The 26,348-nt window shown below is 66.1% G+C and carries 19 protein-coding genes and 1 pseudogene; 18 read left to right on the top strand and 2 right to left on the bottom strand.

Translation table 11 applies throughout. The features are described 5' to 3' along the window. Positions 1-11: 11 nt before the first annotated feature. The 18 genes and pseudogenes from KMZ68_RS20975 (at position 12) to ligA (ending at position 22,770) form a co-directional block, all read left to right on the top strand. The gene (locus tag KMZ68_RS20975) at positions 12-1,472 is read left to right on the top strand and encodes a UDP-N-acetylmuramoyl-L-alanyl-D-glutamate--2,6-diaminopimelate ligase (RefSeq protein WP_215613065.1); all 1,461 of its coding nucleotides are present in this window, start codon (positions 12-14) and stop codon (positions 1,470-1,472) included. Next, the gene (locus KMZ68_RS20970; RefSeq protein WP_215613064.1) at positions 1,469-2,851 is read left to right on the top strand and encodes a UDP-N-acetylmuramoyl-tripeptide--D-alanyl-D-alanine ligase; all 1,383 of its coding nucleotides are present in this window, start codon (positions 1,469-1,471) and stop codon (positions 2,849-2,851) included. Before KMZ68_RS20975 ends, KMZ68_RS20970 begins: the two co-directional genes overlap by 4 nt. Before the next feature lie 54 nt (positions 2,852-2,905). Further along, complete coding sequence (locus tag KMZ68_RS20965; protein ID WP_215613063.1) at positions 2,906-3,061, top strand: hypothetical protein; 156 nt, start codon at positions 2,906-2,908, stop codon at positions 3,059-3,061. Continuing rightward, a complete protein-coding gene (mraY, locus tag KMZ68_RS20960) occupies positions 3,042-4,148 on the top strand; it encodes a phospho-N-acetylmuramoyl-pentapeptide-transferase (protein ID WP_215613062.1) in 1,107 nt (368 codons plus the stop codon). Before KMZ68_RS20965 ends, mraY begins: the two co-directional genes overlap by 20 nt. Before the next feature lie 4 nt (positions 4,149-4,152). Further along, positions 4,153-5,553: a UDP-N-acetylmuramoyl-L-alanine--D-glutamate ligase gene (gene murD / locus KMZ68_RS20955; protein WP_215613061.1), complete on the top strand. Its 1,401-nt coding sequence runs from the start codon at positions 4,153-4,155 to the stop codon at positions 5,551-5,553. Between the two features lie 242 nt (positions 5,554-5,795). Continuing rightward, the gene (gene ftsW, locus KMZ68_RS20950; protein WP_215613060.1) at positions 5,796-6,947 is read left to right on the top strand and encodes a putative lipid II flippase FtsW; all 1,152 of its coding nucleotides are present in this window, start codon (positions 5,796-5,798) and stop codon (positions 6,945-6,947) included. A gap of 205 nt (positions 6,948-7,152) precedes the next feature. Then, on the top strand, positions 7,153-8,256 hold the full coding sequence (gene murG, locus KMZ68_RS20945; protein ID WP_215613059.1) for an undecaprenyldiphospho-muramoylpentapeptide beta-N-acetylglucosaminyltransferase: 1,104 nt from the start codon (positions 7,153-7,155) through the stop codon (positions 8,254-8,256). Positions 8,257-8,334: 78 nt separating this feature from the next. Next, complete coding sequence (gene murC, locus KMZ68_RS20940) at positions 8,335-9,744, top strand: UDP-N-acetylmuramate--L-alanine ligase (RefSeq protein ID WP_215613058.1); 1,410 nt, start codon at positions 8,335-8,337, stop codon at positions 9,742-9,744. Positions 9,745-9,782: 38 nt separating this feature from the next. After that, positions 9,783-10,667, top strand: a complete 885-nt coding sequence (gene murB, locus KMZ68_RS20935; protein WP_249779661.1) for a UDP-N-acetylmuramate dehydrogenase — start codon at positions 9,783-9,785, stop codon at positions 10,665-10,667. Continuing rightward, complete coding sequence (locus KMZ68_RS20930; RefSeq protein ID WP_215613056.1) at positions 10,667-11,653, top strand: D-alanine--D-alanine ligase family protein; 987 nt, start codon at positions 10,667-10,669, stop codon at positions 11,651-11,653. The genes murB and KMZ68_RS20930 overlap by 1 nt, the downstream gene beginning before the upstream one ends. Before the next feature lie 66 nt (positions 11,654-11,719). Beyond that, positions 11,720-12,042 (top strand): annotated as a pseudogene (locus tag KMZ68_RS26070) (D-alanine--D-alanine ligase); the annotation flags it as partial. Then, positions 12,009-12,992, top strand: coding sequence for a cell division protein FtsQ/DivIB (locus KMZ68_RS20925; RefSeq protein WP_215613055.1), 984 nt, complete (start codon positions 12,009-12,011; stop codon positions 12,990-12,992). The pseudogene KMZ68_RS26070 and the gene KMZ68_RS20925, both read left to right, overlap by 34 nt. Next, complete coding sequence (gene ftsA, locus KMZ68_RS20920) at positions 12,989-14,311, top strand: cell division protein FtsA (RefSeq protein ID WP_215613054.1); 1,323 nt, start codon at positions 12,989-12,991, stop codon at positions 14,309-14,311. Before KMZ68_RS20925 ends, ftsA begins: the two co-directional genes overlap by 4 nt. 90 nt (positions 14,312-14,401) lie before the next feature. Then, the gene (ftsZ, locus tag KMZ68_RS20915; RefSeq protein WP_215613053.1) at positions 14,402-16,210 is read left to right on the top strand and encodes a cell division protein FtsZ; all 1,809 of its coding nucleotides are present in this window, start codon (positions 14,402-14,404) and stop codon (positions 16,208-16,210) included. Positions 16,211-16,558: 348 nt separating this feature from the next. Beyond that, positions 16,559-17,518, top strand: coding sequence for a UDP-3-O-acyl-N-acetylglucosamine deacetylase (gene lpxC, locus KMZ68_RS20910; RefSeq protein WP_215613052.1), 960 nt, complete (start codon positions 16,559-16,561; stop codon positions 17,516-17,518). Positions 17,519-17,983: 465 nt separating this feature from the next. After that, complete coding sequence (locus KMZ68_RS20905; protein WP_215613051.1) at positions 17,984-18,892, top strand: outer membrane protein assembly factor BamD; 909 nt, start codon at positions 17,984-17,986, stop codon at positions 18,890-18,892. 26 nt (positions 18,893-18,918) lie between these two features. Beyond that, entirely contained in the window at positions 18,919-20,607 is a 1,689-nt protein-coding gene (gene recN / locus KMZ68_RS20900) for a DNA repair protein RecN (RefSeq protein WP_215613050.1), read from the top strand. Positions 20,608-20,622: 15 nt separating this feature from the next. Next, positions 20,623-22,770, top strand: coding sequence for an NAD-dependent DNA ligase LigA (gene ligA, locus KMZ68_RS20895; protein ID WP_215613049.1), 2,148 nt, complete (start codon positions 20,623-20,625; stop codon positions 22,768-22,770). A 160-nt stretch (positions 22,771-22,930) separates the two neighbouring features. Here ligA and KMZ68_RS20890 read toward each other — a convergent pair whose 3' ends face one another. Both KMZ68_RS20890 and KMZ68_RS20885 read right to left on the bottom strand, forming a co-directional pair. Continuing rightward, on the bottom strand, positions 22,931-24,211 hold the full coding sequence (locus KMZ68_RS20890) for a multidrug effflux MFS transporter (RefSeq protein WP_215613048.1): 1,281 nt from the start codon (positions 24,209-24,211) through the stop codon (positions 22,931-22,933). Between the two features lie 150 nt (positions 24,212-24,361). Next, positions 24,362-26,191, bottom strand: coding sequence for an aminopeptidase P family protein (locus KMZ68_RS20885; RefSeq protein ID WP_215613047.1), 1,830 nt, complete (start codon positions 26,189-26,191; stop codon positions 24,362-24,364). Between the last annotated feature and the right edge of the window lie 157 nt (positions 26,192-26,348).

Raw genomic sequence — 26,348 nt, 5'->3', positions numbered from 1 at the left:
ACTGGAACATCATGAGACTTCGCGACTTGTTCAGCGACGACGCCACGCTTCCCCCGCAGGCGGACGCGGTCGCGGTGTCGGGGCTTGCGGTGGACAGCCGCGCGGTCAAGCCCGGCGACCTGTTCTTTGCGCTCGCCGGCAGCAAGACCGACGGCGCGCGTTTCATCGATGCGGCGATCTCTGCCGGCGCCGTGGCGGTCGCGGGCGATCATCCGCCGCCGGATGGCATCGGTGTGCCCTTCGTCATGACGCCGAACCCGCGCCGTGCGCTGGCGCTATCAGCGGCGAAATTCTTTTCCCGGCAGCCTGCGACCATCGCCGCGGTCACCGGCACCAGCGGCAAGACGTCGGTGGCCGCCTTCACCCGGCAGATCTGGCAGCGGCTCGGTCATGAATCCGCCAGCATCGGCACCATCGGGCTGGTGTCGCCGAAGCGCACCGTCTACGGCTCGCTGACGACGCCGGATCCGATTGCGCTGCATCGCCAGCTCGACGAAATCGCGGGCGACGGCGTCACCCATCTGGCGTTCGAGGCCTCCTCGCACGGGCTCGATCAATACCGGCTCGACGGCGTGCGCATCGCCGCCGGCGGCTTCACCAATCTCTCGCGCGACCACATGGATTATCATCCCGACGTCGCCCATTACCTCAATGCCAAGCTGCGGCTGTTCCGCGATCTGGTCGCGCCCGGCGGCGCCGCGGTGATCTCGGCTGATCATGATTGCTCGCAGGACGTCATCGACGCCGCGCGCGCGCGGGGCTTGCGCATCGTCGCGGTCGGCAGCAAGGGCGACGGCGCAAGCGATGGCATTCGCCTGGCCGGGGCTGACATCGACGGCTTTGCGCAGCAGCTGATACTCGAACATCGCGGGCGCCGATATCCGGTGCGGCTGCCGCTGGTCGGCGCATTCCAGATCGAGAACGCGCTGGTGTCCGCCGGGCTCGCGATCGGCACCGGCAGCGAGCCCAAAGCGGTATTCGCCTCGCTCGAACTGCTCGAAGGCGCAAAAGGCCGGCTGGAGCGGGTCGCCGAGCGCAACGGCGCGCCGATCTTCGTCGATTACGCGCACAAGCCGGATGCATTGGCCAAGGCGCTGCAGGCGCTGCGGCCCTATGCCAAACGCCGGCTGGTGGTGGTGTTCGGCGCCGGCGGTGACCGCGACGCCGGCAAGCGGCCCTTGATGGGTGCGATAGCCGCCGGCAATGCCGACAGCGTCATCGTCACCGACGACAACCCGCGCAGCGAAAATCCGGCGGCGATCCGCGCCGCTATCTTGAGCGCCGCCACGGGCGCCAGCGAAATCGGCGACCGCGCCGAGGCGATCCGATCAGCGATAGCGGCGCTGCAGCCGGGCGATGCGCTGCTGATCGCCGGCAAGGGCCACGAGACCGGACAGATCGTCGGCGACAATACCTTGCCGTTCAACGACCACGACGCGGTTGCATCCGCGCTGGCCTCGAGGGTGGCATGAGCGCAGCGCCGTTATGGACGATTGCCGAAGTGGCCCGGGCACTGGGCGTGTCCGGCACCTTTCCCGAAGCCAGCATTGACTTCGTCACCCAGGACAGCCGGCTGGTGAAGCCCGGAAGTTTGTTCGTGGCGCTGAGCGGAACGCCGAGCGGCGGCTTCGTCTCGAGTTTCGCCAGCGCGCGCGACGGATGGGAGTTCGCCGCAAATGCCGAGAAGGCCGGCGCGGTGGCGATGATCGTTCCGCACCGGATCGACGGCGTGAGTGTGCCTCAACTGGTGGTGAAGGACACGCTGATCGACGGCCTGTGGGCGCTCGGCCGCGCGGCGCGCGCGCGCTTCAAGGGCCCGGTGATCGGCCTGACCGGCAGCGCCGGCAAGACCAGCACCAAGGAATTCATCGCGGCCTATCCGGGGGCCTATGCCAGTCCGAGCAGCTTCAACAATTTCTGGGGCGTACCGCTGACCCTGTGCAACGCCAACCCGGCTGCGGCCGTGTGGGTGGTCGAAATGGGCATGAATCAGGCGGGCGAGATTGCGCGGCTGAGCGATCTGACGCGCCCGACCGTGGCGCTGGTCGTCAACGTGCAGCCGGTGCATCTGGAAAAGCTCGGCAGCCTGGACGCGATCCGGCAGGAGAAGGTCAGCATTGCCCGCGGCCTGCCCAGCGACGGCGTCCTGGTATTGCCGGCGGGAATCGATGCGCCGGAATGGCGCGGCAAGATCATCCGCTTCGGCGGCGCTTCGGAGGTGCGGGAGCTGAAGCATTCGGCGCGCGGCGAGAGCTGGGACGTATCGGCCGAAGTCGGCGGCAGGCAGATCGGGTTCGGCCTGACGCCAGGTGCGCCGCACCGGCTGCAGAATGCATTGGCGGCGCTGGCGGCGGTTCACGCCGCGGGTCTGGATGCGACGGCGCTTGCCGCCGAACTCGACGACGTCGGTATCATGACCGGACGCGGGGTGGAGCAAACCGCCGGCGGCGCCGTTCTGATCGACGACAGCTTCAACGGCAATCCGGCCAGCATGGCGGCGGCGCTGGACAGCCTGAAGGCGCGGCCGGTCAAGAGCGGCCGGCGCATCGCGATCCTGGGCGACATGCTGGAACTCGGCGTCGAGGCGCCTGCCTATCACGAGGGCCTGGCCGAACATCTGGCGGGAATCGATGGTGTGTACTGCGTCGGTGCCTTGATGCGCCATTTGTACAGGCTGCTGCCGGCGGGCCAGGCGCTCGGCTGGCATGAAGACCCGGCCACGCTCGAGCCGCGGCAAATCGCCGGCTTGCTCAGGGAAGGCGACGTCGTGGTGGTCAAGGGCAGTAAAAAAATGTTCTGGGTCAACAAGTTCGTGCCACGGCTTGCGGCGGCCCTGCAGGCGAGGGCCTAAATCGGTCGATATCTCACGGCTTTGTGAGACGCTCTTCCCAGGGGTAAAGGGGGCTTGTATGCCGATAAAGTGGACCGCAGCCAGTTTCCGCGATTCGCGCTGGCGAAAATGAAAATGATTGCAACCGCGCTCGAAAAGCGCTTTCCCGGCAAGGTCGCGCACGACGAAGCCGCGGTACAGGGCGGATTGAATGTTCTATTGGCTGATTGACCTTTCCAATACGGTTCCCGGTCTGGGCGTGTTCCGTACATTCCTCAACGTGTTTCGCTACATCACCTTCCGCACCGGCGGCGCGATGGTGACCGGCGCCCTGTTCGTTTTCCTGTTCGGCCCCTGGATCATCGATCACCTGAGGCTTCGCCAGGGCAAGGGCCAGCCGATCCGCACCGACGGACCGCAATCGCACCTCATCAGCAAGAAGGGCACGCCGACCATGGGCGGGCTGATGATCCTTTCCGGGCTGGTGGTTTCGACGGTGCTGTGGGCCAATCCGCTCAACCCCTATGTCTGGATCGTGCTGGCGGTGACGCTCGGCTTCGGCTTGGTCGGCTTCTATGACGACTATCTGAAGGTGACGAAGCAGACCCATAGCGGTTTCGCCGGCAGGATCCGGCTCTTGATCGAGGCGGCGATCGCGCTCGCCGCCTGTTACGCGCTGACCCGGCTCGGCCGCGTCCCGTTCTCGACCTCGTTGGTGATTCCCTTCTTCAAGGACATCGTGCTGAACTTCGGCTGGTTCTTCGTGATCTTCGGCGCCTTCGTCATGGTCGGCGCCGGCAACGCCGTCAACCTGACCGACGGTCTCGACGGCCTCGCCATCGTGCCGGTCATGATCGCGGCGGCGAGCTTCGGCATGATCGCCTACCTCACCGGCAACGCGGTGTTCTCGGATTACCTGCAGATCAATTACGTCGCCGGCACCGGCGAGCTCGCGGTGCTGTGCGGCGCGGTGCTCGGCGCGGGGCTGGGATTTCTGTGGTTCAACGCGCCGCCGGCGTCGATCTTCATGGGCGACACCGGCTCGCTGGCGCTCGGCGGCATGCTCGGCGCGATCGCGGTGGCGGTCAAGCATGAGATCGTGCTTGCCGTAATCGGCGGCCTGTTCGTGCTGGAAGCGATTTCGGTGATCGTGCAGGTGGCCTCGTTCAAGCTGACCGGCAAGCGGGTGTTCCGGATGGCGCCGCTGCATCATCACTTCGAGCAGAAGGGCTGGACCGAACCGCAGATCGTGATCCGGTTCTGGATCATCTCGGTGATGCTGGCGCTGGCCGGCCTCTCCACGCTCAAGCTGCGGTGATCAATTGATTCCCGTCACCTCCTTCGCGGGCAAGACGGTCGCGGTGTTCGGCCTCGGCGGATCGGGCCTTGCGAGCTGTCACGCGCTGAAGGCGGGCGGGGCGGAGGTGATCGCCGGCGATGACAGTGCCGACAATGTCGCCAAGGCCGCGCAAGCCGGTTTCATGACAGCGGATCTGCGCAAAGTGTCGTGGGCGAATTTCGCGGCCCTGGTGCTGACGCCCGGCGCGCCGCTGACCCATCCGGCGCCGCACTGGTCGGTGCTGGCGGCGCGCGAGGCCGGCGTCGAGGTGATCGGCGATATCGAATTGTTCTGCCGCGAGCGGCGGCGGCACGCGCCGGATGCGCCGTTCGTCGCCATCACCGGCACCAACGGCAAATCGACCACTACAGCGCTGATCGCGCACCTGATGCGGGTGGCGGGTTACGACACCCAGATGGGCGGCAATATCGGTACCGCCATCCTGTCGCTGGAGCCGCCGCGCATGGGGCGGGTCCATGTCATCGAGATGTCGTCGTACCAGATCGACCTGTGTCCGTCGCTCGACCCTAGCGTCGGCATCCTGCTCAATGTCAGCGAAGATCACATCGACCGCCATGGCACGGTCGAGCATTACGCCGCCGTGAAGGAGCGCCTGGTCGCCGGCGTGCAGCCGCAGGGCACCGCGATCGTCGGCGTCGACGACGGCTGGAGCCGCAATACTGCCGACCGCATCGAACAGTCCGGCAAGCGCGTGGTTCGCATCTCCGTGAAAAATCCGCTGGCCGACGGCATCTATGTCGAGCGTGAAACCATCCTGCGCGCTGCCGGCGGCGCCCGCAGCGAGATCGCGCGGATCGGCGGCATCGGCTCGCTGCGCGGCCTGCACAACGCGCAGAATGCCGCCTGCGCCGCAGCCTGCGCGCTGGCGCTCGGCGTCTCCACCGAGGTGCTGCAGAACGGCCTGCGCAGTTTTCCCGGCCTCGCGCATCGCATGGAGCAGGTCGGCCGCCGCGGCAAGGTGCTGTTCGTCAACGACTCCAAGGGCACCAATGCGGACGCCGCGGCGCATGCGCTGTCGTCGTTCGCCGATATCTTCTGGATCGCCGGCGGCAAACCAAAACTCGGCGGCATCACGGGCCTCGCCGAATTCTTCCCGCGCATCCGCAAGGCCTATCTGATCGGCGAAGCCGCACAGGAGTTTGCCGGCACGCTGGGCGACCGGGTGCCGCATGAGATCAGCGAGACGCTGGATGTCGCGGTCGCCAACGCCGCCCGCGACGCCGAAGCCTCGGGGCTGGCCGATCCCGTGGTGCTGCTGTCGCCGGCCTGCGCGTCGTTCGACCAGTACCGCAATTTCGAAATCCGCGGCGCGGCCTTCCGCGACCTCGTCACCGCGCTGCCGGGCGTCAAGCCGGTGGTGTGAGGGCTGACGGCCGCGTCGCCTACAACTGTCGTCGCCCGCGAAAGCGGGTGACCCAGTATTCCAGAGGCGCCAATGATAGAAGCGATGGGCCGCGGCGTACTGGATCCCCGCTTTCGCGGGGATGACGACTTTTTTGTGGTGCAGCTCTCGTGCCCAATCTCAAAAGTTGACCCGTCCCATTAACCCCTTGGAAACCATCCTCGGCCACCAATGGGCGTTACCTCTGCCTTTTGGGGACGCCCATGATCTCCCGTGAAGAACGCACCCCCCTCAGCGAATGGTGGTGGACCGTCGACCGCCTGCTGCTGGCGGCGATCATCGCGTTGATACTGGGCGGCGTGATCCTGTCGCTGGCGGCCAGTCCGCCGGTGGCGACAAGGATCGGGCTCGATCCGTTCCACTTCTTCAACCGCCACGTGCTGTTTCTGCTGCCGTCCTTCATCGTGTTGATCGGCGTCTCCTTCCTGTCGCCGCGGCAGATCCGGCGCGCCGCGCTGATCGTGTTCACGGTCTCCGTGGTGCTGATCGTGGCGACGCTCTTGATAGGGCCGGAGGTCAAGGGATCGCGGCGCTGGATCACCCTGATCGGCGTCAACATCCAGGCGTCCGAATCCGCCAAGCCCGCCTTCGTGGTGCTGGCGGCGTGGCTGTTTGCGGAATCGGCGCGGCGGCCGGAGATGCCGGCCACCTCGATGGCGATGGCGCTGCTGCTGACGCTGGTGGCGCTGTTGGTGATGGAACCCGATTTCGGCCAGACCATGCTGATCCTGATGGTGTGGGGTGCGCTGTTCTTCATCGCGGGCATGCGGATGATCTGGGTGCTGGGACTGGCGGGCGTCGCAAGCGCCGGGCTGTTCGGCGCCTATCTGTTCGTGCCGCACGTCGCCGGCCGCATCAAGCGCTTCATGAATCCGGCCTCGGGCGACACCTTCCAGGTCGATACCGCGATGGAAGCCTTCTCCAACGGCGGCTGGTTCGGGCTCGGGCCGGGCGAGGGCATCGCCAAACGCAGCCTGCCGGACAGCCACACCGATTTCGTGTTTGCGGTGGCGGCGGAGGAATTCGGCATCATCCTTTGCCTGGCGCTGCTGGCGCTGTTCGCCTTCGTCGTGATCCGCACGCTGACGCGCGCCTATGCCACCGAGGACATTTTCTCGCGGTTCGCAGCCTCCGGCCTGGCGATCCTGTTCGGGGTGCAGGCCGCCATCAACATGTCGGTCAATTTGCAGCTGATCCCGGCCAAGGGCATGACGCTGCCGTTCATTTCCTATGGCGGCTCGTCGATCATCTCGCTGGCTTACGGCGTCGGCATGATGCTGGCGCTGACCCGGCACCGGCCGCGCACCGAGATGGAATCGATCGGCAACGCCAACGCCGCGCCCAACTACGCTTGATGACCAACGCCGCGCGCTAGTACTGACTATGTGAGCTTGGTGAGCCGCTTGCGGCCCATGCTTCGAGACGCTCGCGTTGCTCGCTCCTCAGCATGAGGTTGTTGTGTTTCAGCAGGTTAAACCTCATCCTGAGGAGGCCACGAAGTGGCCGTCTCGAAGGATGGGCAGCAACACCGATTTGTGATTCCAAGTACTGGGCTATCTCATGGACAACTCTTCGCCCCTGATTCTGCTGGCCGCGGGCGGCACCGGCGGCCATCTGTTTCCCGCCGAGGCGCTGGGCGTCGAATTGATCCGGCGCGGCTATCGCGTGCGCCTCGCCACCGATTCCCGCGCGCTGCGCTACAGCGGCCTGTTCACCAGGGACATTATCGACGTGGTGCCGAGCGAGACCCTGCGCGGCCGCTCGCCCTGGTCGCTGGCCCGGACGGTTGTACTGCTCGCCGCCGGCACTGTGGTGTCGCTCAACCTGATGCGCAAGCTGAAGCCCAAAGCCGTGGTCGGTTTCGGCGGCTATCCGACATTGCCACCGCTGCTCGCGGCGCGGCTGTTCGGCGTGCCCGGCATCATCCACGACGCCAATGCGGTGCTCGGCCGCGCCAACCGCTTTCTGTCGAGTCGCGTCAGCGCGATTGCGACCTCGCTGCCCGGCGTGCTCGATCGCGATCCGCAGCTTTCGGGCAAGACCACCACGGTCGGCACGCCGATGCGTCCGGCGGTTCTGGCGGCGGCCGCGGTGAAATATGCTTCCCCCGAAGCAACCGGCCCACTGCGCCTGCTGGTGGTCGGCGGCAGCCAGGGCGCGCGGGTGATGGCGGACATCGTGCCGCCGGCGATCGAGCGGCTGGAGCCGGCGCTGTGGAACCGGCTGATCCTCACCCAGCAGGTGCGCGAAGAGGACATGGCGCGGGTGCGCGCGGTCTATGACCGGCTCAATTTATCAGCCGAGCTGGCGCCGTTCTTCACCGATCTGCCGGCGCGGCTGGCATCGAACCATCTGGTGATCTCGCGTTCCGGCGCCGGCACGGTGGCCGAACTCGGCGCCATCGGCCGGCCGTCGATCCTGGTGCCGCTGCCCGGCTCGATCGATCAGGATCAGTTCGCCAATGCCGGCGTGCTGGTGCAGGTGGGTGGCGCGCTCCGGATTCCGCAAACGGATTTCACGCCCGACCGGCTGGCCGCCGAGATCTCCGCGCTGGCCGCCGAACCGGAACGGCTGACCGCGATGGCGGCGGCCGCCCGCACCGTGGGCCGGCTGGACGCCGCCGAGCGGCTGGCCGATCTGGTCGAGAAAGTCGCCGGAATCTAGGCGATTGCGGGCAAAATTGCCCTTGTCATGCCGTGCCGAAGCAAGGCATCCAGTAGGCTCAATGACAGGGACAACCTCATGAGACTGCCGCGCGAGATCGGACCCATCCACTTCGTCGGGATCGGCGGCATCGGCATGAGCGGCATCGCCGAGGTCTTGTGCAATCTCGGCTACACCGTGCAGGGTTCCGACGCTTCCGAAGGCGCCAACGTCAACCGGCTGCGCGACAAGGGCATCAAGGTCACCGTCGGCCACAAGGCCGAGAACGTCGCCGGCGCCGATGTGCTGGTGGTCTCGACCGCGATCAAGCGCGACAATCCCGAACTGATGGCGGCCCGCGCGCAGCGCATCCCGGTGGTGCGGCGCGCCGAAATGCTCGCCGAGCTGATGCGGCTGAAGAGCTGCGTCGCTATCGCGGGCACCCATGGCAAGACCACCACGACCTCGATGGTCGCAGCCCTGCTCGATGCCGGCGATCTCGATCCGACCGTGATCAATGGCGGCATCATCAACGCCTACGGCACCAACGCCCGGCTCGGGGCCGGCGATTGGATGGTGGTGGAGGCCGATGAGAGCGACGGCACTTTCCTCAAGCTGCCGGCCGACGTCGCTATCGTCACCAATGTCGACCCCGAGCATCTCGATCACTTCAAGACCTTCGATGCCGTGCAGGAGGCGTTCCGCAATTTCGTCGAGAACGTGCCGTTCTACGGCTTTGCCGTGATGTGCATCGACCATCCGGTGGTGCAGACCCTGGTCGGCAAGATCGAGGACCGCCGCATCATCACCTATGGCGAGAATCCGCAGGCCGATGCGCGGCTGGTCGATCTTGCTCCAATGGGCGGCGGCTCGAAATTCAAGGTCGCATTCCGCGATCGCAAGGCCGGCACCTCGCACGAGATCGCCGACCTCGTGCTGCCGATGCCCGGAAGGCACAATGCGCTCAACGCCACCTCGGCGATTGCGGTGGCGCACGAACTCGGACTGGCCGATGACACCATCCGCAAGGCGCTCGCCGGCTTCGGCGGCGTCAAGCGGCGCTTCACCAGGACCGGCGAGTGGAACGGCGTCACCATCATCGACGATTACGGCCATCACCCGGTCGAGATCGCGGCGGTGCTGAAGGCGGCGCGGGAATCCACCGTGGGCAAGATCGTCGCCGTGGTGCAGCCGCATCGCTTCACCCGGCTGCAGTCGCTGTTCGAGGAATTCTGCACCTGCTTCAACGATGCCGACACCGTCGTGGTCGCCGAGGTCTATCCGGCGGGCGAGGCGCCGATTGCGGGCATCGACCGCGATCACTTCGTGCTCGGCCTGCGCGCGCATGGCCACCGCGAAGTGATTCCGCTGCAGAATGCGGCCGATCTCGCCGGCATCGTTGCCGGGGTGGCGAAGAGCGGCGATCTCGTGGTCTGCCTCGGCGCCGGCAACATCACGCAATGGGCCTACGCGCTGCCCGGCGAATTGAAGGCCTTGGGCCAGAGGTGACGGACTTTCCCGACATCACGCCCGAACTCAAAGCCGCGATGCCTGGTTTGCGCGGACGGCTGTTGGCGAACCAGTCGCTGGCCGAGCTGACCTGGTTTCGGGTCGGCGGCCCGGCGCAGGTGCTGTTCACCCCAATGGATGAAGACGATCTGGCCTATTTCCTGAAGCATCTGCCGCGCGAGCTTCCGGTCATCGTCGTCGGCGTCGGCTCCAATCTGATCGTGCGCGATGGCGGCATTCCGGGTGTGGTGATCCGGTTGTCGCCGCGCGGTTTCGGCGACGTCCGCGCCGAAGGCGACATCGTCAGCGCCGGCGCCGCCGCGCTCGACAAGCGCGTGGCCGAGACAGCGGCGGCGGCCAATATCAGCGGGCTGGAATTCTACTTCGGCATTCCCGGCACCATCGGCGGCGCGCTGCGGATGAACGGCGGCGCCAACGGCAGCGAGACCAGGGACGTGTTGATCGAGGCCACCGGCATCGGCCGCGACGGCACCAAGCATACCTTCAGCAATGCCGACATGAAATTCGTCTACCGGGGCAGCGGCGTCGATCCCTCCATCATCTTCACCTCGGCGCGCTTTCGCGGCACCATCGCCGCGCCGGAAGCGATCCGCGCCCGGATGAACGAGGTGCAGAACCACCGCGAAACCGCGCAGCCGATCCGCGAAAAGACCGGCGGATCGACCTTCCAGAATCCGCCCGGCAACAGCGCCTGGAAGCTGATCGACGCCGCCGGTTGCCGCGGCCTGCGCGTCGGCGGCGCGCAGGTATCGGAGATGCACTGCAATTTCCTGATCAACACCGGCGCCGCCACCGGCCACGATATCGAGACCCTCGGTGAGACGGTCCGCGCCCGGGTGAAGGAAAATTCAGGAATTGAGCTACACTGGGAAATCAAGCGGATCGGAATCGAGCAAAACTGATGCGGGCTACCATCCTTTTCGGCGGCACCAACAAGGAGCGCCTGGTTTCGGTCGCTTCCGCCCAGGCGCTGCATCAGGCCTTGCCTGAAGCCGACCTGTGGTTCTGGGATGTCGACGACACCGTGCATGACGTCCGCTCCGAGGCGCTGCTTGGCCATGCGCGGCCGTTCGAGGATGATTTCAAGCCCGGAAACCGTGGCGTCGGGCTCGAACAGGCGCTCGACAAGGCGAAGGCGGAGGGCCGCGTGCTGGTGCTCGGCCTGCACGGCGGCAGGGCGGAGAACGGCGAGCTTCAGGCGATGTGCGAGATGCGCGGCATCCCGTTCACCGGCTCCGGCTCGGCGTCGTCGCATCTGGCCTTCGACAAGGTGGCGGCCAAGCGCTTCGCCGCGATCGCGGGGGTGAAGGCGCCGGCCGGCATTGCCCTGGCAGATATCGACGCGGCGTTTGCCGAATACGGCAAGCTGATTGCCAAGCCGGCGCGCGACGGCTCGAGCTATGGGCTGATCTTCGTCAACGCGAAGCAGGATCTCGCCGCCGTCCGCAACGCCGCCAGGACCGAAGATTATCTGATCGAGCCGTTCGTCTCGGGCGTGGAGGCGACCTGCGGCGTGCTGGAACAGTCCGACGGTTCGGTGTTCTCACTGCCGCCGATCGAGATCGTTCCGGCCGAGGGCGGCTTCGACTACACTGCCAAATACCTGCTCAAATCGACCCAGGAGATCTGCCCCGGGCGCTTCACGCCCGAAATCACCAGGCAAATCATGGACGAGGCGCTGAAAGCCCATAAAGCACTTTCATGCAGCGGCTACTCCCGGTCGGACTTCATCATCTCGGAGAGGGGACCGGTCTTCCTCGAAACCAACACCCTGCCGGGGCTGACCAAGGCTTCGCTCTATCCGAAGGCGCTCAAGGCCCAGGGCATCGGGTTTGCCGATTTCTTGCACGATCAGATCGTTCTGGCGACACGGCACACGCAAAAGTAGCCGGCTCCGCGCGGTCGCCTCGGGCGCGCCCGGGCGCCGGGCTGGCTTGAATAGTTCCATTGATAAAAATGTTACGATTGCCGGGCAAAGTACGGAGAAGGCGGACCAAAACGGCTCCAGCCTGCACCCGGTTTACCCTTTGTTTACCAGGAAGTCCGAAGGTTAACGCTGGCGGCGCATGTGGCGCTTGGCTGCCGGGGCGTGAGCTGTTGCGGATTTCCGCTTCGACGACCGCATCGAGGGAAAAGTGGCCTCTGCTGCCTTGAGGCCAGTACCCCAGCCCGGCATGTCCGAGACGTCATTTGTGCCAGATCTCGCAAGCGTTTGCGGGGATAACATTTGACGAGCTCGTGCAATGGATGGTGCAGGACGCCTCGCCCGATCGCTGAGATCGCTGGGGCCCCAAGCTGACCTGAAAGCGGCCGCCATTGGCGCGGTCGTGCTGCTGCGCGAGCGGCTGGGCCTGCCGCGGGCAAAGGCCAGGCCGCACCTCGAACGCCAGCCGCCGCCCCGCCTGATCGGATTTATCGAGCAGCATCTGCCGCGCCGCGCCGGCCTTGCCGCCACCGTGCTGCTGCTGCTCGGCAGCGCCGGACTCGGCGTCGTCAAGGGCGGGCATCTCGAAGCGTTCACCGCGGCGCTGAGCGACACCCGCAATGCGATCGCCAATTCCGCCGGCTTTCGCATCACCACGGTCGCCATCAACGGTCGCAAGCAGCTGACCCAGGACGAGGTGCTCGGGATCGGCGGCGTCAACGGCCGCTCGTCGCTGCTGTTTCTCGACGCCGCCACCGTGCGCGACAAGCTGAAAGCCAATCCCTGGATCGCCGAAGCCACGGTGCTGAAGCTCTATCCCGGCCGGCTCCAGATCGACATCGTCGAACGCTCGGCGTTCGCGCTGTGGCAGCATGACGGCCGGCTGGCGGTGATTTCCGACGACGGCGCGGTGCTCGAGCCCTATCTGTCGCGGCGCTTCATCTCGCTGCCGCTGGTGGTCGGCAAGGGCGCCGAAACCCATGCGCGCGATTTCCTGGCGCTGCTGGCGCGCTATCCGCAGGTGAGGAACCTCACCAAGGCCGCGATCTTCGTCGGCGAGCGGCGCTGGAACCTGCGTCTCAGGGACGGTCTCGATATCCGCCTGCCGGAAAACAACGTCGGCAATGCGCTGGCGGCGCTGTCGAAACTCGACAAGGAAGAACGGCTGTTCTCGCGCGACATCGTCGCCGTCGACATGCGCCTGCCTGACCGGCTGACGGTGCAGCTGTCGGAAGACGCGGCCAAGGCCCGCGAGGAGCTGTTCAAGGACAAGAAGTCGAAGAAGAAGGCCGGTGACGCATGACCGGCCTTGACCGCTATCAGACCCCGAAGACGCGCCCGATGCCGCAGAAGCGCACCGCGCTGGTGGCGTCCCTCGATATCGGCACCAGCAAGATCGCCTGCATGATCGCGCGGTTGAAGCCGTGCCCGCCGAACGAGGCGCTGCGCGGCCGCAGCCATGCCGTCGAGCTGATCGGCTACAGCCAGATCCAGTCGCGCGGCGTCAAGGCCGCCGCGGTGGTCGATCTTGCCGAATGCGAGCAGGCGGTGCGCCAGGCGGTGGCGCTGGCCGAACGCATGGCCAAGGTCCGGGTCGAGTCGGTGCTGCTCTCGGTCTCGGGCGGCCGGCTGCAGGGTCATCTGGTCGAAGCCGCGGCCGACATCAAGGGCGGCGCGGTCACGCAGGCCGACGTCAGCCGCATCACCTCCGCCGGCATGCGCCATGCCACCGGCGAGGGCCGCACCGTGCTGCATGCGCTGCCGGTCGATTACGCCCTCGACGGCGTCAAGGGCATTCGCGACCCCAGGGGCATGGTGGCGCGGCAGTTCGGCGTCGACATGAACGTGGTCACGTCCGATGCGACCGTGGCCAAGAACCTGATGCTGGTGGTCGAGCGCTGCCATCTCAACGTCGAAGCCATGGCGGCGAGTCCTTATGTCGCAGGCCTTTCGGTCTTGACCGACGACGAGGCCGATATCGGCGCCGCGGTGGTCGAAATGGGGGCCGGCACCACCACCATCGCCACCTATTCCGGCGGGCGCTTCGTGCATGCCGGCGGATTTGCGGTCGGCGGGCAACACATCACCATGGATCTTGCGCGCGGCCTCTCGGCATGCATTGCGGATGCCGAGCGAATCAAGACGTTATATGGCACCGTGCTGACCGGCGGGTCCGACGCGCGTGAGTTGATGTCCGTGCCGGCGGCCGGCGACAACGAGCGGGATGCACCGCAGATCGTGTCTCGAGCCACGATCGCGAACATCGTCCGGCACCGCGCCGAGGAGATTTTTGAAATGGTCAGGGACCGGCTCGCGGATTCCCCCTTTGCGGCAGAGCCGAGGGCGCGAGTTGTCTTGAGCGGCGGCGCTTCGCAGCTCACCGGCCTTCCGGAACTCGCGACCCAGATCCTCGGCCGGCCGGTGCGCATCGGCCGTCCGCTCGGCTTCGGCCGGCTGCCCAACGAGGCCAAGAGCGCGTCGTTCGCGGTGCCTTCGGGCCTGCTGGTCTATCCGCAATACGCTCACCTTGAACATGTCGAACCGCGGCATACGCGGCAGCTCAGGACAGGGACTGACGGTTATTTCGGAAAGGTCGGACGATGGCTTCGCGAGGGCTTCTGATGAATTTTTTCCGCAACCCACGGCTTTCACCAACTCCCGCGGCCGCCGGCCGGGGCGAACCAACGCGCGCGTCGTAATCGAGAGGCAACCATGGCACTCAATCTTACCCCCCCTGACATCAGCGAGCTGAAACCGCGGATCACCGTCTTCGGCGTCGGCGGAGCTGGCGGCAATGCCGTCAACAACATGATCACCGCCGGGCTTCAGGGTGTCGATTTCGTCGTCGCCAACACCGACGCGCAGGCGCTGACCATGTCGAAGGCGCAGCGCATCATCCAGATGGGCACCCAGGTCACCCAGGGCCTGGGGGCCGGTTCGCAGCCGGACGTCGGCGCGGCCGCGGCCCAGGAAGTGCTCGACGAAATCCGCGACCATCTCTCGGGCGCCAACATGGTGTTCGTCACCGCCGGCATGGGCGGCGGCACTGGCACCGGAGCCGCCCCCGTCATCGCCAAGACCGCGCGCGAGATGGGCATCCTCACCGTCGGCGTGGTGACCAAGCCGTTCCACTTCGAAGGCCAGCGCCGCATGCGCACCGCGGAGTCCGGCATCGCCGAACTCCACAAGGTGGTCGATACGCTCCTGATCATCCCGAACCAGAACCTGTTCCGGGTCGCCAACGAAAAGACCACCTTCGCCGACGCCTTCGCGATGGCCGACCAGGTGCTCTATTCGGGCGTCGCCTGCATCACCGACCTGATGGTCAAGGAAGGCCTGATCAACCTCGACTTCGCCGACGTGAGGGCGGTGATGAGGGAAATGGGCAAGGCGATGATGGGCACCGGCGAAGCCTCCGGCGACAAGCGCGCCCTGACCGCGGCCGAGGCCGCGATCGCCAATCCCTTGATCGACGACTCCTCGATGAAGGGCGCCCGCGGGCTCTTGATCTCGATCACCGGCGGCAAGGACCTGACCCTGTTCGAGGTCGACGAAGCCGCAACCCGGATTCGCGAGGAAGTCGATCAGGACGCCAACATCATCGTCGGCGCCACCTTCGACGAGAGCCTCGACGGCATCATCCGCGTCTCCGTGGTCGCCACCGGCATCGAGCAGGCGATGATCGCGCGCAACGCCACGGCGCCTGCCGCGACCTCCACCAATGCGGCGGCGCCGTCCGCCCCGGCCGCCACCACCCCGGACACCCGCCTCGCCGACCTGACGGCGCGGCTGCGCGCCGACAATGCGCGCCTGGCCGAGCGCGCCCAGAAGCTCGAATCCGCCAGTCCGGCGCCGGCGGCTCCCGCCGCGCCGCAACAGCGCGCCTCCAGCAGCGTCGAACGCGCGGCGCTCGCCGCCATCGCCGCGGCGGTCGCCCCGGAAGTGCCGCAGCCGGTTGCCGCGCCGCTGCAGCCGGCGAACTACGGCGATGTCACGGTTCGCCCGATCGCGCAGAAGCCGACCTTGTTCCCGGATCACGAGGTCGCGCGCGTCGAGACCCCTGAACCGGCGACGCCCGAAACCTTCATCCCGCAGGCAGCCGAGCGTCCGCCGGTTCGCGCCCCCAGGATGCCGAAATTCGAAGACCTGCCGATGCCCGCGCAAAACGAGATCCGGCAGGCCCGCGGCGAAGTCGAGGAGGAGCATCCGCAAAAGACCCGGATGTCGCTGCTGCAGCGCCTGGCCAATGTCGGCCTCGGCCGCCGCGACGAAGAGACCGAGCCGCCGATCGCGGCCCGCGCCTCCGGTCCGTCCATGGCACCGATGCCGCCGCTGCCGGACCGCAAGCCCCAGCGCTCGGTGGCGCAGCAGATCGCGGCCCACGAACCGGTATCGGAATACGCTCGCCGCCCGGCGCCCCAGGGATTGGACGTCCACGGCCGCCCGGCGCCTGTTGCGGCAGCGCCACAGGGCGACGATCATTTGGATATCCCGGCCTTCCTGCGCCGCCAGTCGAACTGAAGTTTGTTACAATTCTGACGACGAAAAAGGTCCCGGCCTCCCAGGCCGGGACCTTTGCTTTTGCGCCGGGAAGGTCAAAAGCGCATCCGCCAAGCAACTGATATTCAATGATTAATTATGTATTCCGTGGTGAGGTAATGGGGCGGAAATCGTCACCGGCCGTGCCGCAATTTGGTTAAGCTTTGGCATGAATACGGCAGAGATGGGGTAACAATCGGTAAAAAAGCGTGAGTTGGCGCTCTTTCAGGCGGTGATTATTGTCTGCCGTGACTTGGGGACACCTAAAGACGAATCGGCGCGTTCAATCGAGTCAGAGTCTTTAAGTAAGTCGGTAGTGGGCAGTTAAGAATGAAATTCAGCCGGCAGACAACGCTTCGGTCGCAAGCCACCGTGACGGGCGTCGGCGTTCATTCCGGTTTACCCGTCAACCTGACCCTCGGACCTGCACCCATCGATGCAGGTTTTATTTTTGTCCGCACCGGACTGGATGGCTGCGACCGCGAAGTTCGGGCGTCAGCCGAATCCGTGATCGCCACCGAATTCGCCACCACGCTGGGCGATCGTGACGGCCCGCTGGTCTCGACCGCCGAGCACGTGCTTGCTGCGCTGCGGGGCATGGGCGTCGATAACGCCGTGATCGAAGTCGATGGTCCCGAAGTTCCAATCATGGACGGCAGCGCCGCAGCTTTCGTCGCCGCGATCGATCAGGCCGGTATCTTCACCCAATCCGCTTCCCGCCGCTTCATCCAGGTCTTGAAGCCGGTGCAGGTAACGATGGGCAAATCGTTCGGTGAATTGCGCCCCCAAGCGGCCGGGTTCCGCGCCGAGGTCGAGATCGACTTCGCCAATCCGGTGATCGGCCGTCAGAGCTACATGCTCGATCTCAGCCCCGAACGGTTCCGCCGCGAGATTTGTCGCGCCCGTACCTTCGGCTGCATGAGCGACGTGGCGAAGCTGTGGAGCGCCGGGTTTGCACTCGGCGCGTCCTTCGAGAATTCGGTGGTATTCGACGATGAGCGCCTGCTCAACGCCGAGGGGCTGCGTTACAGCGACGAATGCGCGCGCCACAAGGTTCTCGACGCGGTCGGCGATCTCGCGCTGGCAGGGCTGCCGCTGCTCGGCGCCTTTCGTTCGGTGCGCGGCGGCCACAAGCTCAATCACGCGGTGCTGACCGCCCTGATGGCCGATCGCAGCGCCTGGCGGGTGATCGAGGCCGAAACCGCTCGCCGCACGCGGGCCTATGCGGAAGTCGGCAGCGGAATGGTGGGCGGCATGGTCGCCCCGGCCTACGGCCCCGACGTTTCCTGACACCTGAAATCAGACAGCCACATTGCAGCCCATCCTTCGAGGCGGTCACGGAGCCTGTCATCGGGCGCGCGCGTTCGCGCGACCCGTTGGTGACCTCCTCAGGATGAGGTTTAACCTGTTGAAGCACAACAACCTCATGCCCGGATGAGCGCTTCGCGCTCACTCGGGAGGAGCGAGCGACGCGAGCGTCTCGAAGCATGGGCAGCAAGCGACTCACGTAAGTAAGTTCCGGCGGATACGCCTGGCCAATGCCCGGATTTTCCGCAGTAACCATGATCGGCCGCAATCCGGCCCGGCCGCCTTAATCCGGGCGAAATGCCTGCGTATTCGGTTGGTTAACGGATGTTTTTCAGCTAAATAGGCCCGCGGTTGCGCGACAAGGCGCTACGGGCACGGCGATCATTGCGTCCATGACCACGCCCAGGCGTGGCGGGCACCGCATCACAGGCGTCAGGTCTTAATTCTATGTCGGCACAGCGTATGACGCTCGAACTACGCAGGCTTTCGGCTCGTTCGGTCCTCAGGCGCCGCGGGCGGCAGCTGCTGATGGCCGCGGGCCTGGTGGCCTTGGCGATCCCCCTGAGCGGATGCGGCACCGGCGCGATGTGGGACAAGTTCCTCGCCAAGGACGACACCTTCGTCGAAGAACCGGCGGACAAGCTCTACAATGAGGGCTTGTACCTGATGAACCAGCGCAAGGATCCGAAGGCGGCGTCGAAGAAGTTCGAGGAAGTCGACCGCCAGCATCCTTATTCCGACTGGGCGCGCAAATCGCTGCTGATGTCGGCCTACTCTTTCTACAGCGCCGGCGACTACGACAACTGTATCGGCGCCGCGACCCGCTACGTCACCCTGCATCCCGGCAGCTCCGATGCCGCCTACGCGCAATATCTGATCGCGGCCTCGCATTACGACCAGATTCCGGACATTTCCCGCGACCAGACCCGGACCGAGAAGGCGATTGCCGCGCTCGAGGAAGTGATCCGCAAATATCCGACGTCGGAATACGCCAACAGCGCCAAGGCCAAGCTCGAAGGCGCCCGCGATCAGCTCGCCGGCAAGGAAATGAATGTCGGCCGCTATTACATGCAAAAGCGCGACTACACCGCCGCCATCAACCGCTTCAAGACGGTCGTGACCCAGTACCAGACCACGCGGCATGTCGAGGAAGCGCTGGCGCGCCTGACCGAGGCCTATATGGCGATAGGTATCGTCGGCGAGGCGCAAACCGCCGCCGCCGTGCTTGGCCACAACTTTCCTGACAGCCGCTGGTACAAGGACGCCTATAATCTTGTAAAGTCCGGCGGTCTCGAGCCGAGCGAGAACAAGGGTTCCTATATTTCCAGGGCCTTCAAGAAACTGGGTCTCGGCTAGGAATTTGGTTTAGGAAATTACCTGGCATGCTGGCGCGTCTGTCGATCCGTGACATCGTCCTGATCGAACGGCTCGATATCGAGTTTTCCCGTGGCCTCGCGGTGCTGACCGGCGAAACCGGCGCGGGCAAATCCATCCTGCTCGATGCCTTCGCGCTGGCGCTCGGCGGCCGCGGCGATGCCGGCTTGGTCCGTCATGGCGCCGAACAGGGCCAGGTCACCGCGGTGTTCGACGTGCCGAAGGGCCATCCGGCCGCGGCCATCCTCCGCGACAACGGGCTCGAGGATACGGTTTCTGAAAATTCCTGCGAGATGATCCTGCGCCGGGTGCAGCTCGCCGACGGCCGCACCCGTGCCTTCATCAACGATCAGGCGATCAGCGTGCAGACCCTGAAGGCGGTCGGCTCCGCACTGGTCGAGATCCACGGCCAGCATGACGAGCGCGCGCTGGTCGACGCCTCGACCCACCGGCGGCTGCTCGACGCCTTCGCCGGACTGGAGAAGGACGTCGCGGCGCTGGAGGCGCTGTGGGATGCCAGGCGCGCCGCCTGTGCCGCGCTCGACGAGCATCGCGCCGGCATGGAGCGCGCCGCCCGCGAGGCGGACTATCTGCGCCATGCCTCCGATGAACTGAAGAAGCTGAAGCCGAAGGACGGCGAAGAGACCGCGCTTGCCGAACGCCGCACCACCATGATGCAGGGCGAGAAGATCGCCTCCGACCTGCGCGAGGCCCAGGACGCCGTCAGCGGCCATCATTCGCCGGTCGCGGCATTGTCGGCGGCGGTGCGCCGGCTGGAACGGCGGGCCGGCAACGCGCCGGCCTTGGTCGAGCCCGCGGTGAAGGCGATCGATGCCGCCATCAATGCGCTGGAAGAAGCCGACCAGCATCTGACGGCGGCGCTGGTCGCGGCCGATTTCGATCCTGCCGAACTCGAGCGCATCGAGGAACGGCTGTTCGCCCTGCGCGCCGCATCGCGCAAATACTCGACGCCGGTCGACGGCCTGGCGGCGCTGGCCGCGAAATACGCCGCAGACGTGGCGCTGATCGACGCCGGCGCCGATCAATTGAAGAAGCTGGAGGCGGCGGCCGACGAGGCCGACAAGCGCTACGGCGCGGCAGCTGCCAAGCTCTCCGCGGCGCGAACCAAGTCGGCCGAGAAGCTCAACAAATCAGTCAATGCCGAGCTCGCGCCGCTGAAGCTGGAACGCGCCAGGTTCATGACCCAGATCGATTCGGATCCGAAGTCGCCGGGCCCGCAGGGCTTCGATCGCGTCGAGTTCTGGGTCCAGACCAATCCCGGCACCAAGCCGGGACCGCTGATGAAGGTCGCCTCCGGCGGCGAGCTGTCGCGGTTCCTGCTGGCGCTCAAGGTGGTGCTGTCGGACAAGGGTTCGGCGCCCACTCTGGTGTTCGACGAAATCGACACCGGCGTCGGCGGCGCGGTGGCGGATGCGATCGGCGCGCGGCTGGCGCGCTTGGCCTCCAAGGTGCAGGTGATGGCGGTGACCCATGCGCCGCAGGTCGCCGCAAGGGCCAACCAGCATCTTCTGATTTCCAAGGACGCGCTCGACAAGGGCAAGCGCGTCGCCACCCGCGTCAACGCGCTCGCCGCCGATCACCGCCGCGAGGAAATCGCCCGCATGCTGGCGGGGGCCGAGATCACCGCCGAGGCCCGCGCCGCCGCCGAGCGGCTGCTGCGCGCGGCGACGGCGTAGACACGGCGCGCGACCATGGCCGTCAAAGCGAAGAAAGCGCCCGCCGACGTCGCAAGCCTCACCAAGGCGCAGGCCAAGGTCGAGCATATGCGGCTGGCGTTGGAGATCGAGCGCCACGACCAGGCCTACTATCAGCAAGACGCGCCTGTCATCTCGGACGCCGAATACGACGCGCTGCGCAAGCGCTTCAACGCCATCGAGGCGAGGTTTCCCGAACTCGTCACCGGCGAATCGCCGTCGCAGAAGATCGGCGCGGCGCCGTCAGGGAAATTCAAGAAGGTCCGGCATGCGGTGCCGATGCTCTCGCTCGACAACGCCTTTGCCGAAGAGGACGTGCTCGATTTCGTCGGCCGCATCCGCCGCTTCCTCAAGCTCGGCGACGACGACAGGATCGACTTCAGCGCCGAACCGAAGATCGACGGGCTGTCGATGTCGCTGCGCTATGAGGGCGGCGAGCTCGTCACCGCAGCCACCCGCGGCGACGGCGCGGAAGGCGAGGACGTCACCGCCAATATCCGCACCCTCAAGGACGTGCCGCAGAAACTGAAGGGCCGCAACGTGCCCGATATCTGCGAAGTGCGCGGCGAGGTCTATATGACCAAGCAGGCGTTCCTCGCGCTCAACAAGAAGCAGGTTGCGGCCGGAGAAGCCCCGTTCGCCAATCCGCGCAATTCGGCGGCGGGCTCGTTGCGCCAGAAGGATTCCTCGATCACCGCCTCGCGGCCGCTCGGCTTCTTCGCCTATGCCTGGGGGCAGATGGCGGAGATGCCGGCGGAGACGCAAACCGGCATGATCGAATGGTTCGAGCGCTGCGGCTTCAAGACCAATCCGCTGACCAAACTGTGCCACTCGGTCGAGCAGCTGATCGCGTTTCACCGCAAGATCGAGGAACAGCGCGCCGGGCTCGATTACGATATCGACGGCGTCGTCTACAAGGTCGATCGGCTGGACTGGCAGGAGCGGCTCGGCTTCGTGTCGCGCACGCCGCGCTGGGGGATCGCGCACAAATTCCCGGCCGAGCGCGCCATGACCGTGCTCCGGGATATCGAGATCCAGGTCGGGCGCACCGGCTCGTTCACGCCGGTCGGCAAGCTCGAGCCGGTCGGCGTCGGCGGCGTCATCGTGCAGAACGTCACGCTGCACAATGAGGACTACATCAAGGGCATCGGCGGCGACGGCGAGCCATTGCGCGAGGGCCGCGATATCAGGATCGGCGACACCGTCATCATCCAGCGCGCCGGCGACGTCATCCCGCAGGTGGTCGACGTGGTGCTCGACAAGCGGCCGCGAGGCGCCAAGGCCTTCCAGTTTCCGAAGAAATGCCCGTGCCCGCTGCATACCGACGTGGTGCGCGAGGAGACCGCGACCGGTGAGGAGGGGGCGCGTGCCCGCTGCACCGGCGAATTCGCCTGTCCCTACCAGAAGATCGAGCACCTGAAACTGTTCGCCTCGCGCCGCGCCTTCGACATTGAGGGGCTGGGCGAGAAGCAGATCCAGTTCTTCTTCGAGCAGGAATGGGTGAAGGAGCCCGCCGACATCTTCACGCTGCAGGCGCGCAACGCCAAGCTCAAGCTGGAGCAAATCGAAGGCTACGGCGAGACCTCGGTGCGCAATTTGTTCGCCGCGATCGAGGAGCGGCGGCGGATTTCGCTGGAGCGCTTCATCTTCGCGCTCGGCATGCGCCATGTCGGAGAGACCACGGCGCTGGCGCTGGCGCGCGGCTACGGCTCATGGAAAGCGTTTCACGACGCCTGCCTCAAGGTCGCCAGGGACGACGAGGAGGCGATCGCCGAGATGGATGCGCTCGACCAGATCGGCGACACCGTGATCGCCAGCATCAAGGCCTATTTCGGCGAGAGCCATAACCGCGGCATCGTCGAACGGCTGACAAAAGAAGTCACCATCCTCGATGCCGAAAAGCCGAAGAGCAACTCGGCGATAGCAGGCAAGACCGTGGTGTTCACAGGCTCCCTGGAAAAGATGACGCGCGACGAAGCCAAGGCCATGGCCGAGCGGCTGGGGGCCAAGGCCGCGGGCTCGGTGTCGAAGAAGACCGATTACGTGGTCGCCGGTCCCGGCGCTGGCTCGAAGCTCGCCGAAGCCAAAAAGCACGGCGTCGAGGTGCTGACCGAGGACGAGTGGCTGAAATTGATCGGGCAGTAAGGATTCGTTGCTCGTCATATACTCAGTCGTCATCACCCGCGAAAGCGGGTGACCCAGTATTCCAGAGACGTCAGCGATAGGCCGAGAAGCCGCGGCGTACTGGGTCGCCCGGTCAAGCCGGGCGATGACACCGGTTTTGTTATGCCAGTTTACGCTCTCCTCACAGCATCCCCGACTCTTCCTCCTCCGCCTTCTCGATCAGCTCCTCGCTGACCACCACGTCGCGGCGGGGGATCAGGAACACCATCGTCGAGGCGCAGGCGATCGACAGCACGACGATGGCGATATTGAGCGGCACCGGCGTGGCAAAATGGCCGCCGAGCCAGGCGCCGAATTGCGAGACCAGCGAGCCGAGCCCCATCTGCAGGAATCCCATCGCGCCCGATGCGGTGCCGGCGGCCTCCGGGCGGATGCTGATGGCGCCGGCCGCCGAGTTCGACATCACGAAGGCGTTGGCGAACATCACGATCATCTGGGTGCCGAACAGCCATGACGGCGCCTGATTGAGCCCGGTGACGCCCCAGACGAGGTTGAGCAGGCTGCCGGCCAATTGCAGCGCCAGCCCGAACCAGATCAGTTTCTCCAGCTGGTGGCGCGGCGAGAACCGCGCGGAGAACAGGTTGCCGACCAGGAACGCCAGGCCCGTGGTCGCGAACCACGCGCCATATTCGGCGCTGGAGCGGCCCATCTGCGTGACCACGATATAGGGGCCGCCGCCGGCGAAGATGAAGATGATCTGCGAGGCCAGCACCTGGCACAGCATGTAGCCGATGAAGGCGCGGCTGGTGAGCAGGCTGCCGACATCGCCGCGAAATCCACCGGCCTCGATGCGGTCGCGCCGCGTCTCCGGCAGCGCGACGGCGATGGCGACCGTAATGACGAGCGAGGCGGCGGTGATAAGATAGAAGATGGCGCGCCAGCCGAAGGCGATCTCCAGCAGGCCGCCGGTGAGCGGGCTCAGCATCTGCGCGATCATCATGACGGCGACCACCAGGCTGATCATGGCGCCGACGCGGTCGCGGCTGTAGAGGTCGCGGATGATGGCGCGGCTCACCACCATGCCGGTGGCGCCGCCGAGCGCCTGCAGGAAGCGCGCGGCGATCAGTTGCGGCAAAGTCTCGGCGAAGATGCAGGCCGCGCTCGCCGCCACCATCAGGCCGAGGCCTGCCAGCAGCACCGGGCGGCGCCCGAACTTGTCCGACAGCGGCCCCATGATGATCTGCGAGCAGGCGATGCCGACCATGTAGAGCGACACCGTCATCTGCGCGATGGAGATGTCGCGCCCGAACGTGGTGGCCAGCACCGGCAGGGCCGGCACCAGCATATAGAGCGAAATCGGCGCGACGCCGGTCATGGCGACGAGCAGCAGCAGCGTGATCCTGGACGTCGCGACGCCGCCGTCGTTCGCCGTACCGGGCGGCTTGCCCATCACTCCGTGCATGCTGGTCCAATTCCGATCGTGTCAATCGAACTGTAGCGTTATCCCTCAGGGGGAATACGGACGTTTCGGAATGCGGCTATTCCGTTTTCGCCGAGGCGGAGATGACTTCGTCATTCCGGGTTCGCGTCTTCGACGCGCCCCGAATGACGATCACAGCGTCAGCGGCGCGGTCGCTGCATCGAGCCACACCTTGGTGGCCTCGTCGACATGTGGCCGCACCTCGCGGCGCACCCTCGCGTGATAGTCGTTGAGCCAGCCCAGCTCCTCACCATCAAGCATGTCGAGGTCGATCAATCGCCGGTCGATCGGCGCCAGCGTCAGCGTCTCGAAGGCGTTAACCGGCTTCTCGGCGCCGGCAATGTCGGCGGCGATCACCAGTTCGAGATTCTCGATCCGGATGCCGAAGCCGTCGGTCTTGTAGTAGCCGGGCTCGTTGGACAGGATCATGCCGCGTTTCAGCGGCGTGGCGCCGAGTTTCGAGATCCGCGCCGGACCCTCGTGTACGGAAAGATAGCTGCCGACGCCATGGCCGGTGCCGTGCTCGAAGTCGATGCCGGCCTGCCACAGGAACTGCCGCGCCAGCGTGTCGAGCTGCGCGCCGGTGGTGCCGTCGGGAAATACCGCCCGCGCAATCGCGATATGGCCGCGCAGCACGCGGGTGAAGCGGTCGCGCATTTCGTCCGTCGGCTCGCCGATCGCGACGGTGCGGGTGACGTCGGTGGTGCCGTCCTCGTATTGCGCGCCGGAATCGATCAGCAAGAGGTCGCCGGGCGCGATCCGCCGGTTGGTCATGCGGGTGACGCGGTAATGCACGATGGCGCCGTTCGGCCCGGTGCCGGCGATGGTCGGGAACGAGACGTCCTTGAGCGCGCCGGTGTCGCGGCGGAAGGTCTCCAGCGCCTCGACGGTGTCGATCTCGGTCAGCGCGCCCTTCGGCGCTTCGCGGTCGATCCAGGCGAGGAAACGCGTCAGCGCCACCGCGTCACGCCGGTGCGCGGTTCGCGTGCCCTCGATCTCGGTCGAATTCTTGACGGCCTTGAGCAGGCTGACGGGATCGCTGCCGCGCACCGGCTTGCCGCCGGCGGCCGCTATCAGCCGGCTCAGCGCGTCGGCGGCGGTGGCGCTGTCGAGCGCGATCGACGCCTGCGCTTGCGCCAGCGCGGTGAGCCTCGGCGCCAGCGCATCCGGCTCCTCGACATCGGCCGACTGTTCGAGATGATCGCGGGCGCTGTTGGAGAGCTTGCGGTGATCGATGAAGACCGTGGGCCGGCCGTCCTTCGGCACCAGCGCATAGGACAGGGGCAGCGGCGTGTGCGAGACGTCAGCGCCGCGGATATTGAAGGTCCAGGCCACCGCGTGCGAATCCGACAGCACCAGCGCGTCGACGCCGAGACGCACGATCTCGAGGCGAATCCGCTTCAGCTTTTCGCTTTCGGCTTCGCCGGAAAATTGCGGGCCGTGAATGGCGACCGGGCCGAGCGGCGGGGGCGGGCGCTCGGTCCACACCGAATCGAGCGGGTTGCTGTCGACCGCGACCAGTTCCGCGCCGGCCCGGGCGCAGGCCGCGGCCAGCCGTTCGGCTGCCGCCGAAGTGTGCAGCCACGGGTCAAATCCGAGGCGGTCGCCGGCGGCAAGATGCTGCGCCAGCCAGCTTTCCGGCGGCGGATCGGCCAGCGGCTCGACCTGCCAGGCCCTGGTATCGACCTGTTTCGCTGCCTGCAGCGTGTAGCGGCCGTCGACGAACACCGCGGCCTGCCGGGTCAGCACGACCGCCATGCCGGCGGATCCGGTAAAGCCGGTCAGCCAGGCCAGCCGCTCCTCCGAGGGGGCGACATACTCATTCTGTTGCTGATCGGCGCGGGGAATCACGAATCCGGTCAGCTTGCGCCGCGCCAGCTCCTCGCGAAACGCCGACAGCCGCGCCGTCAGCGCCACGCCGGCTTCAGGGTCTTCGAATGTCTGGAAATGGGCTTCGAACATTGCTTGCTCATCTTAGGATTGCGGAGAGGCCTCCGCAATCATCAACCCGATCTGGCATGGAATGTGCTTAAATTATATGCTGGCGTCAGACGTGATGGAATGATTTGCTCTCACAGGCAGTTGTTCCAACGATATCCGGGGGGAATTCCAGGAGTGT

Source organism: Bradyrhizobium sediminis, from assembly GCF_018736105.1.
Classification (GTDB): Bacteria; Pseudomonadota; Alphaproteobacteria; order Rhizobiales; family Xanthobacteraceae; genus Bradyrhizobium.
This window is presented reverse-complemented; position numbering and strand designations above follow the sequence as displayed.

Excerpts from the sequence above, each read along its gene's own strand:
- KMZ68_RS20975 (WP_215613065.1), top strand. The coding sequence starts at position 12 with ATGAGACTTCGCGACTTGTTCAGCGACGACGCCACGCTTCCCCCGCAG.
- KMZ68_RS20970 (WP_215613064.1), top strand. The coding sequence starts at position 1,469 with ATGAGCGCAGCGCCGTTATGGACGATTGCCGAAGTGGCCCGGGCACTG.
- mraY (WP_215613062.1), top strand. The coding sequence starts at position 3,042 with ATGTTCTATTGGCTGATTGACCTTTCCAATACGGTTCCCGGTCTGGGC.
- ftsW (WP_215613060.1), top strand. The coding sequence starts at position 5,796 with ATGATCTCCCGTGAAGAACGCACCCCCCTCAGCGAATGGTGGTGGACC.
- murG (WP_215613059.1), top strand. The coding sequence starts at position 7,153 with ATGGACAACTCTTCGCCCCTGATTCTGCTGGCCGCGGGCGGCACCGGC.
- murC (WP_215613058.1), top strand. The coding sequence starts at position 8,335 with ATGAGACTGCCGCGCGAGATCGGACCCATCCACTTCGTCGGGATCGGC.
- murB (WP_249779661.1), top strand. The coding sequence starts at position 9,783 with ATGCCTGGTTTGCGCGGACGGCTGTTGGCGAACCAGTCGCTGGCCGAG.
- KMZ68_RS20930 (WP_215613056.1), top strand. The coding sequence starts at position 10,667 with ATGCGGGCTACCATCCTTTTCGGCGGCACCAACAAGGAGCGCCTGGTT.
- KMZ68_RS20925 (WP_215613055.1), top strand. The coding sequence starts at position 12,009 with ATGGATGGTGCAGGACGCCTCGCCCGATCGCTGAGATCGCTGGGGCCC.
- ftsA (WP_215613054.1), top strand. The coding sequence starts at position 12,989 with ATGACCGGCCTTGACCGCTATCAGACCCCGAAGACGCGCCCGATGCCG.
- ftsZ (WP_215613053.1), top strand. The coding sequence starts at position 14,402 with ATGGCACTCAATCTTACCCCCCCTGACATCAGCGAGCTGAAACCGCGG.
- lpxC (WP_215613052.1), top strand. The coding sequence starts at position 16,559 with ATGAAATTCAGCCGGCAGACAACGCTTCGGTCGCAAGCCACCGTGACG.
- KMZ68_RS20905 (WP_215613051.1), top strand. The coding sequence starts at position 17,984 with ATGTCGGCACAGCGTATGACGCTCGAACTACGCAGGCTTTCGGCTCGT.
- recN (WP_215613050.1), top strand. The coding sequence starts at position 18,919 with ATGCTGGCGCGTCTGTCGATCCGTGACATCGTCCTGATCGAACGGCTC.
- ligA (WP_215613049.1), top strand. The coding sequence starts at position 20,623 with ATGGCCGTCAAAGCGAAGAAAGCGCCCGCCGACGTCGCAAGCCTCACC.
- KMZ68_RS20890 (WP_215613048.1), bottom strand. The coding sequence starts at position 24,211 with ATGCACGGAGTGATGGGCAAGCCGCCCGGTACGGCGAACGACGGCGGC.
- KMZ68_RS20885 (WP_215613047.1), bottom strand. The coding sequence starts at position 26,191 with ATGTTCGAAGCCCATTTCCAGACATTCGAAGACCCTGAAGCCGGCGTG.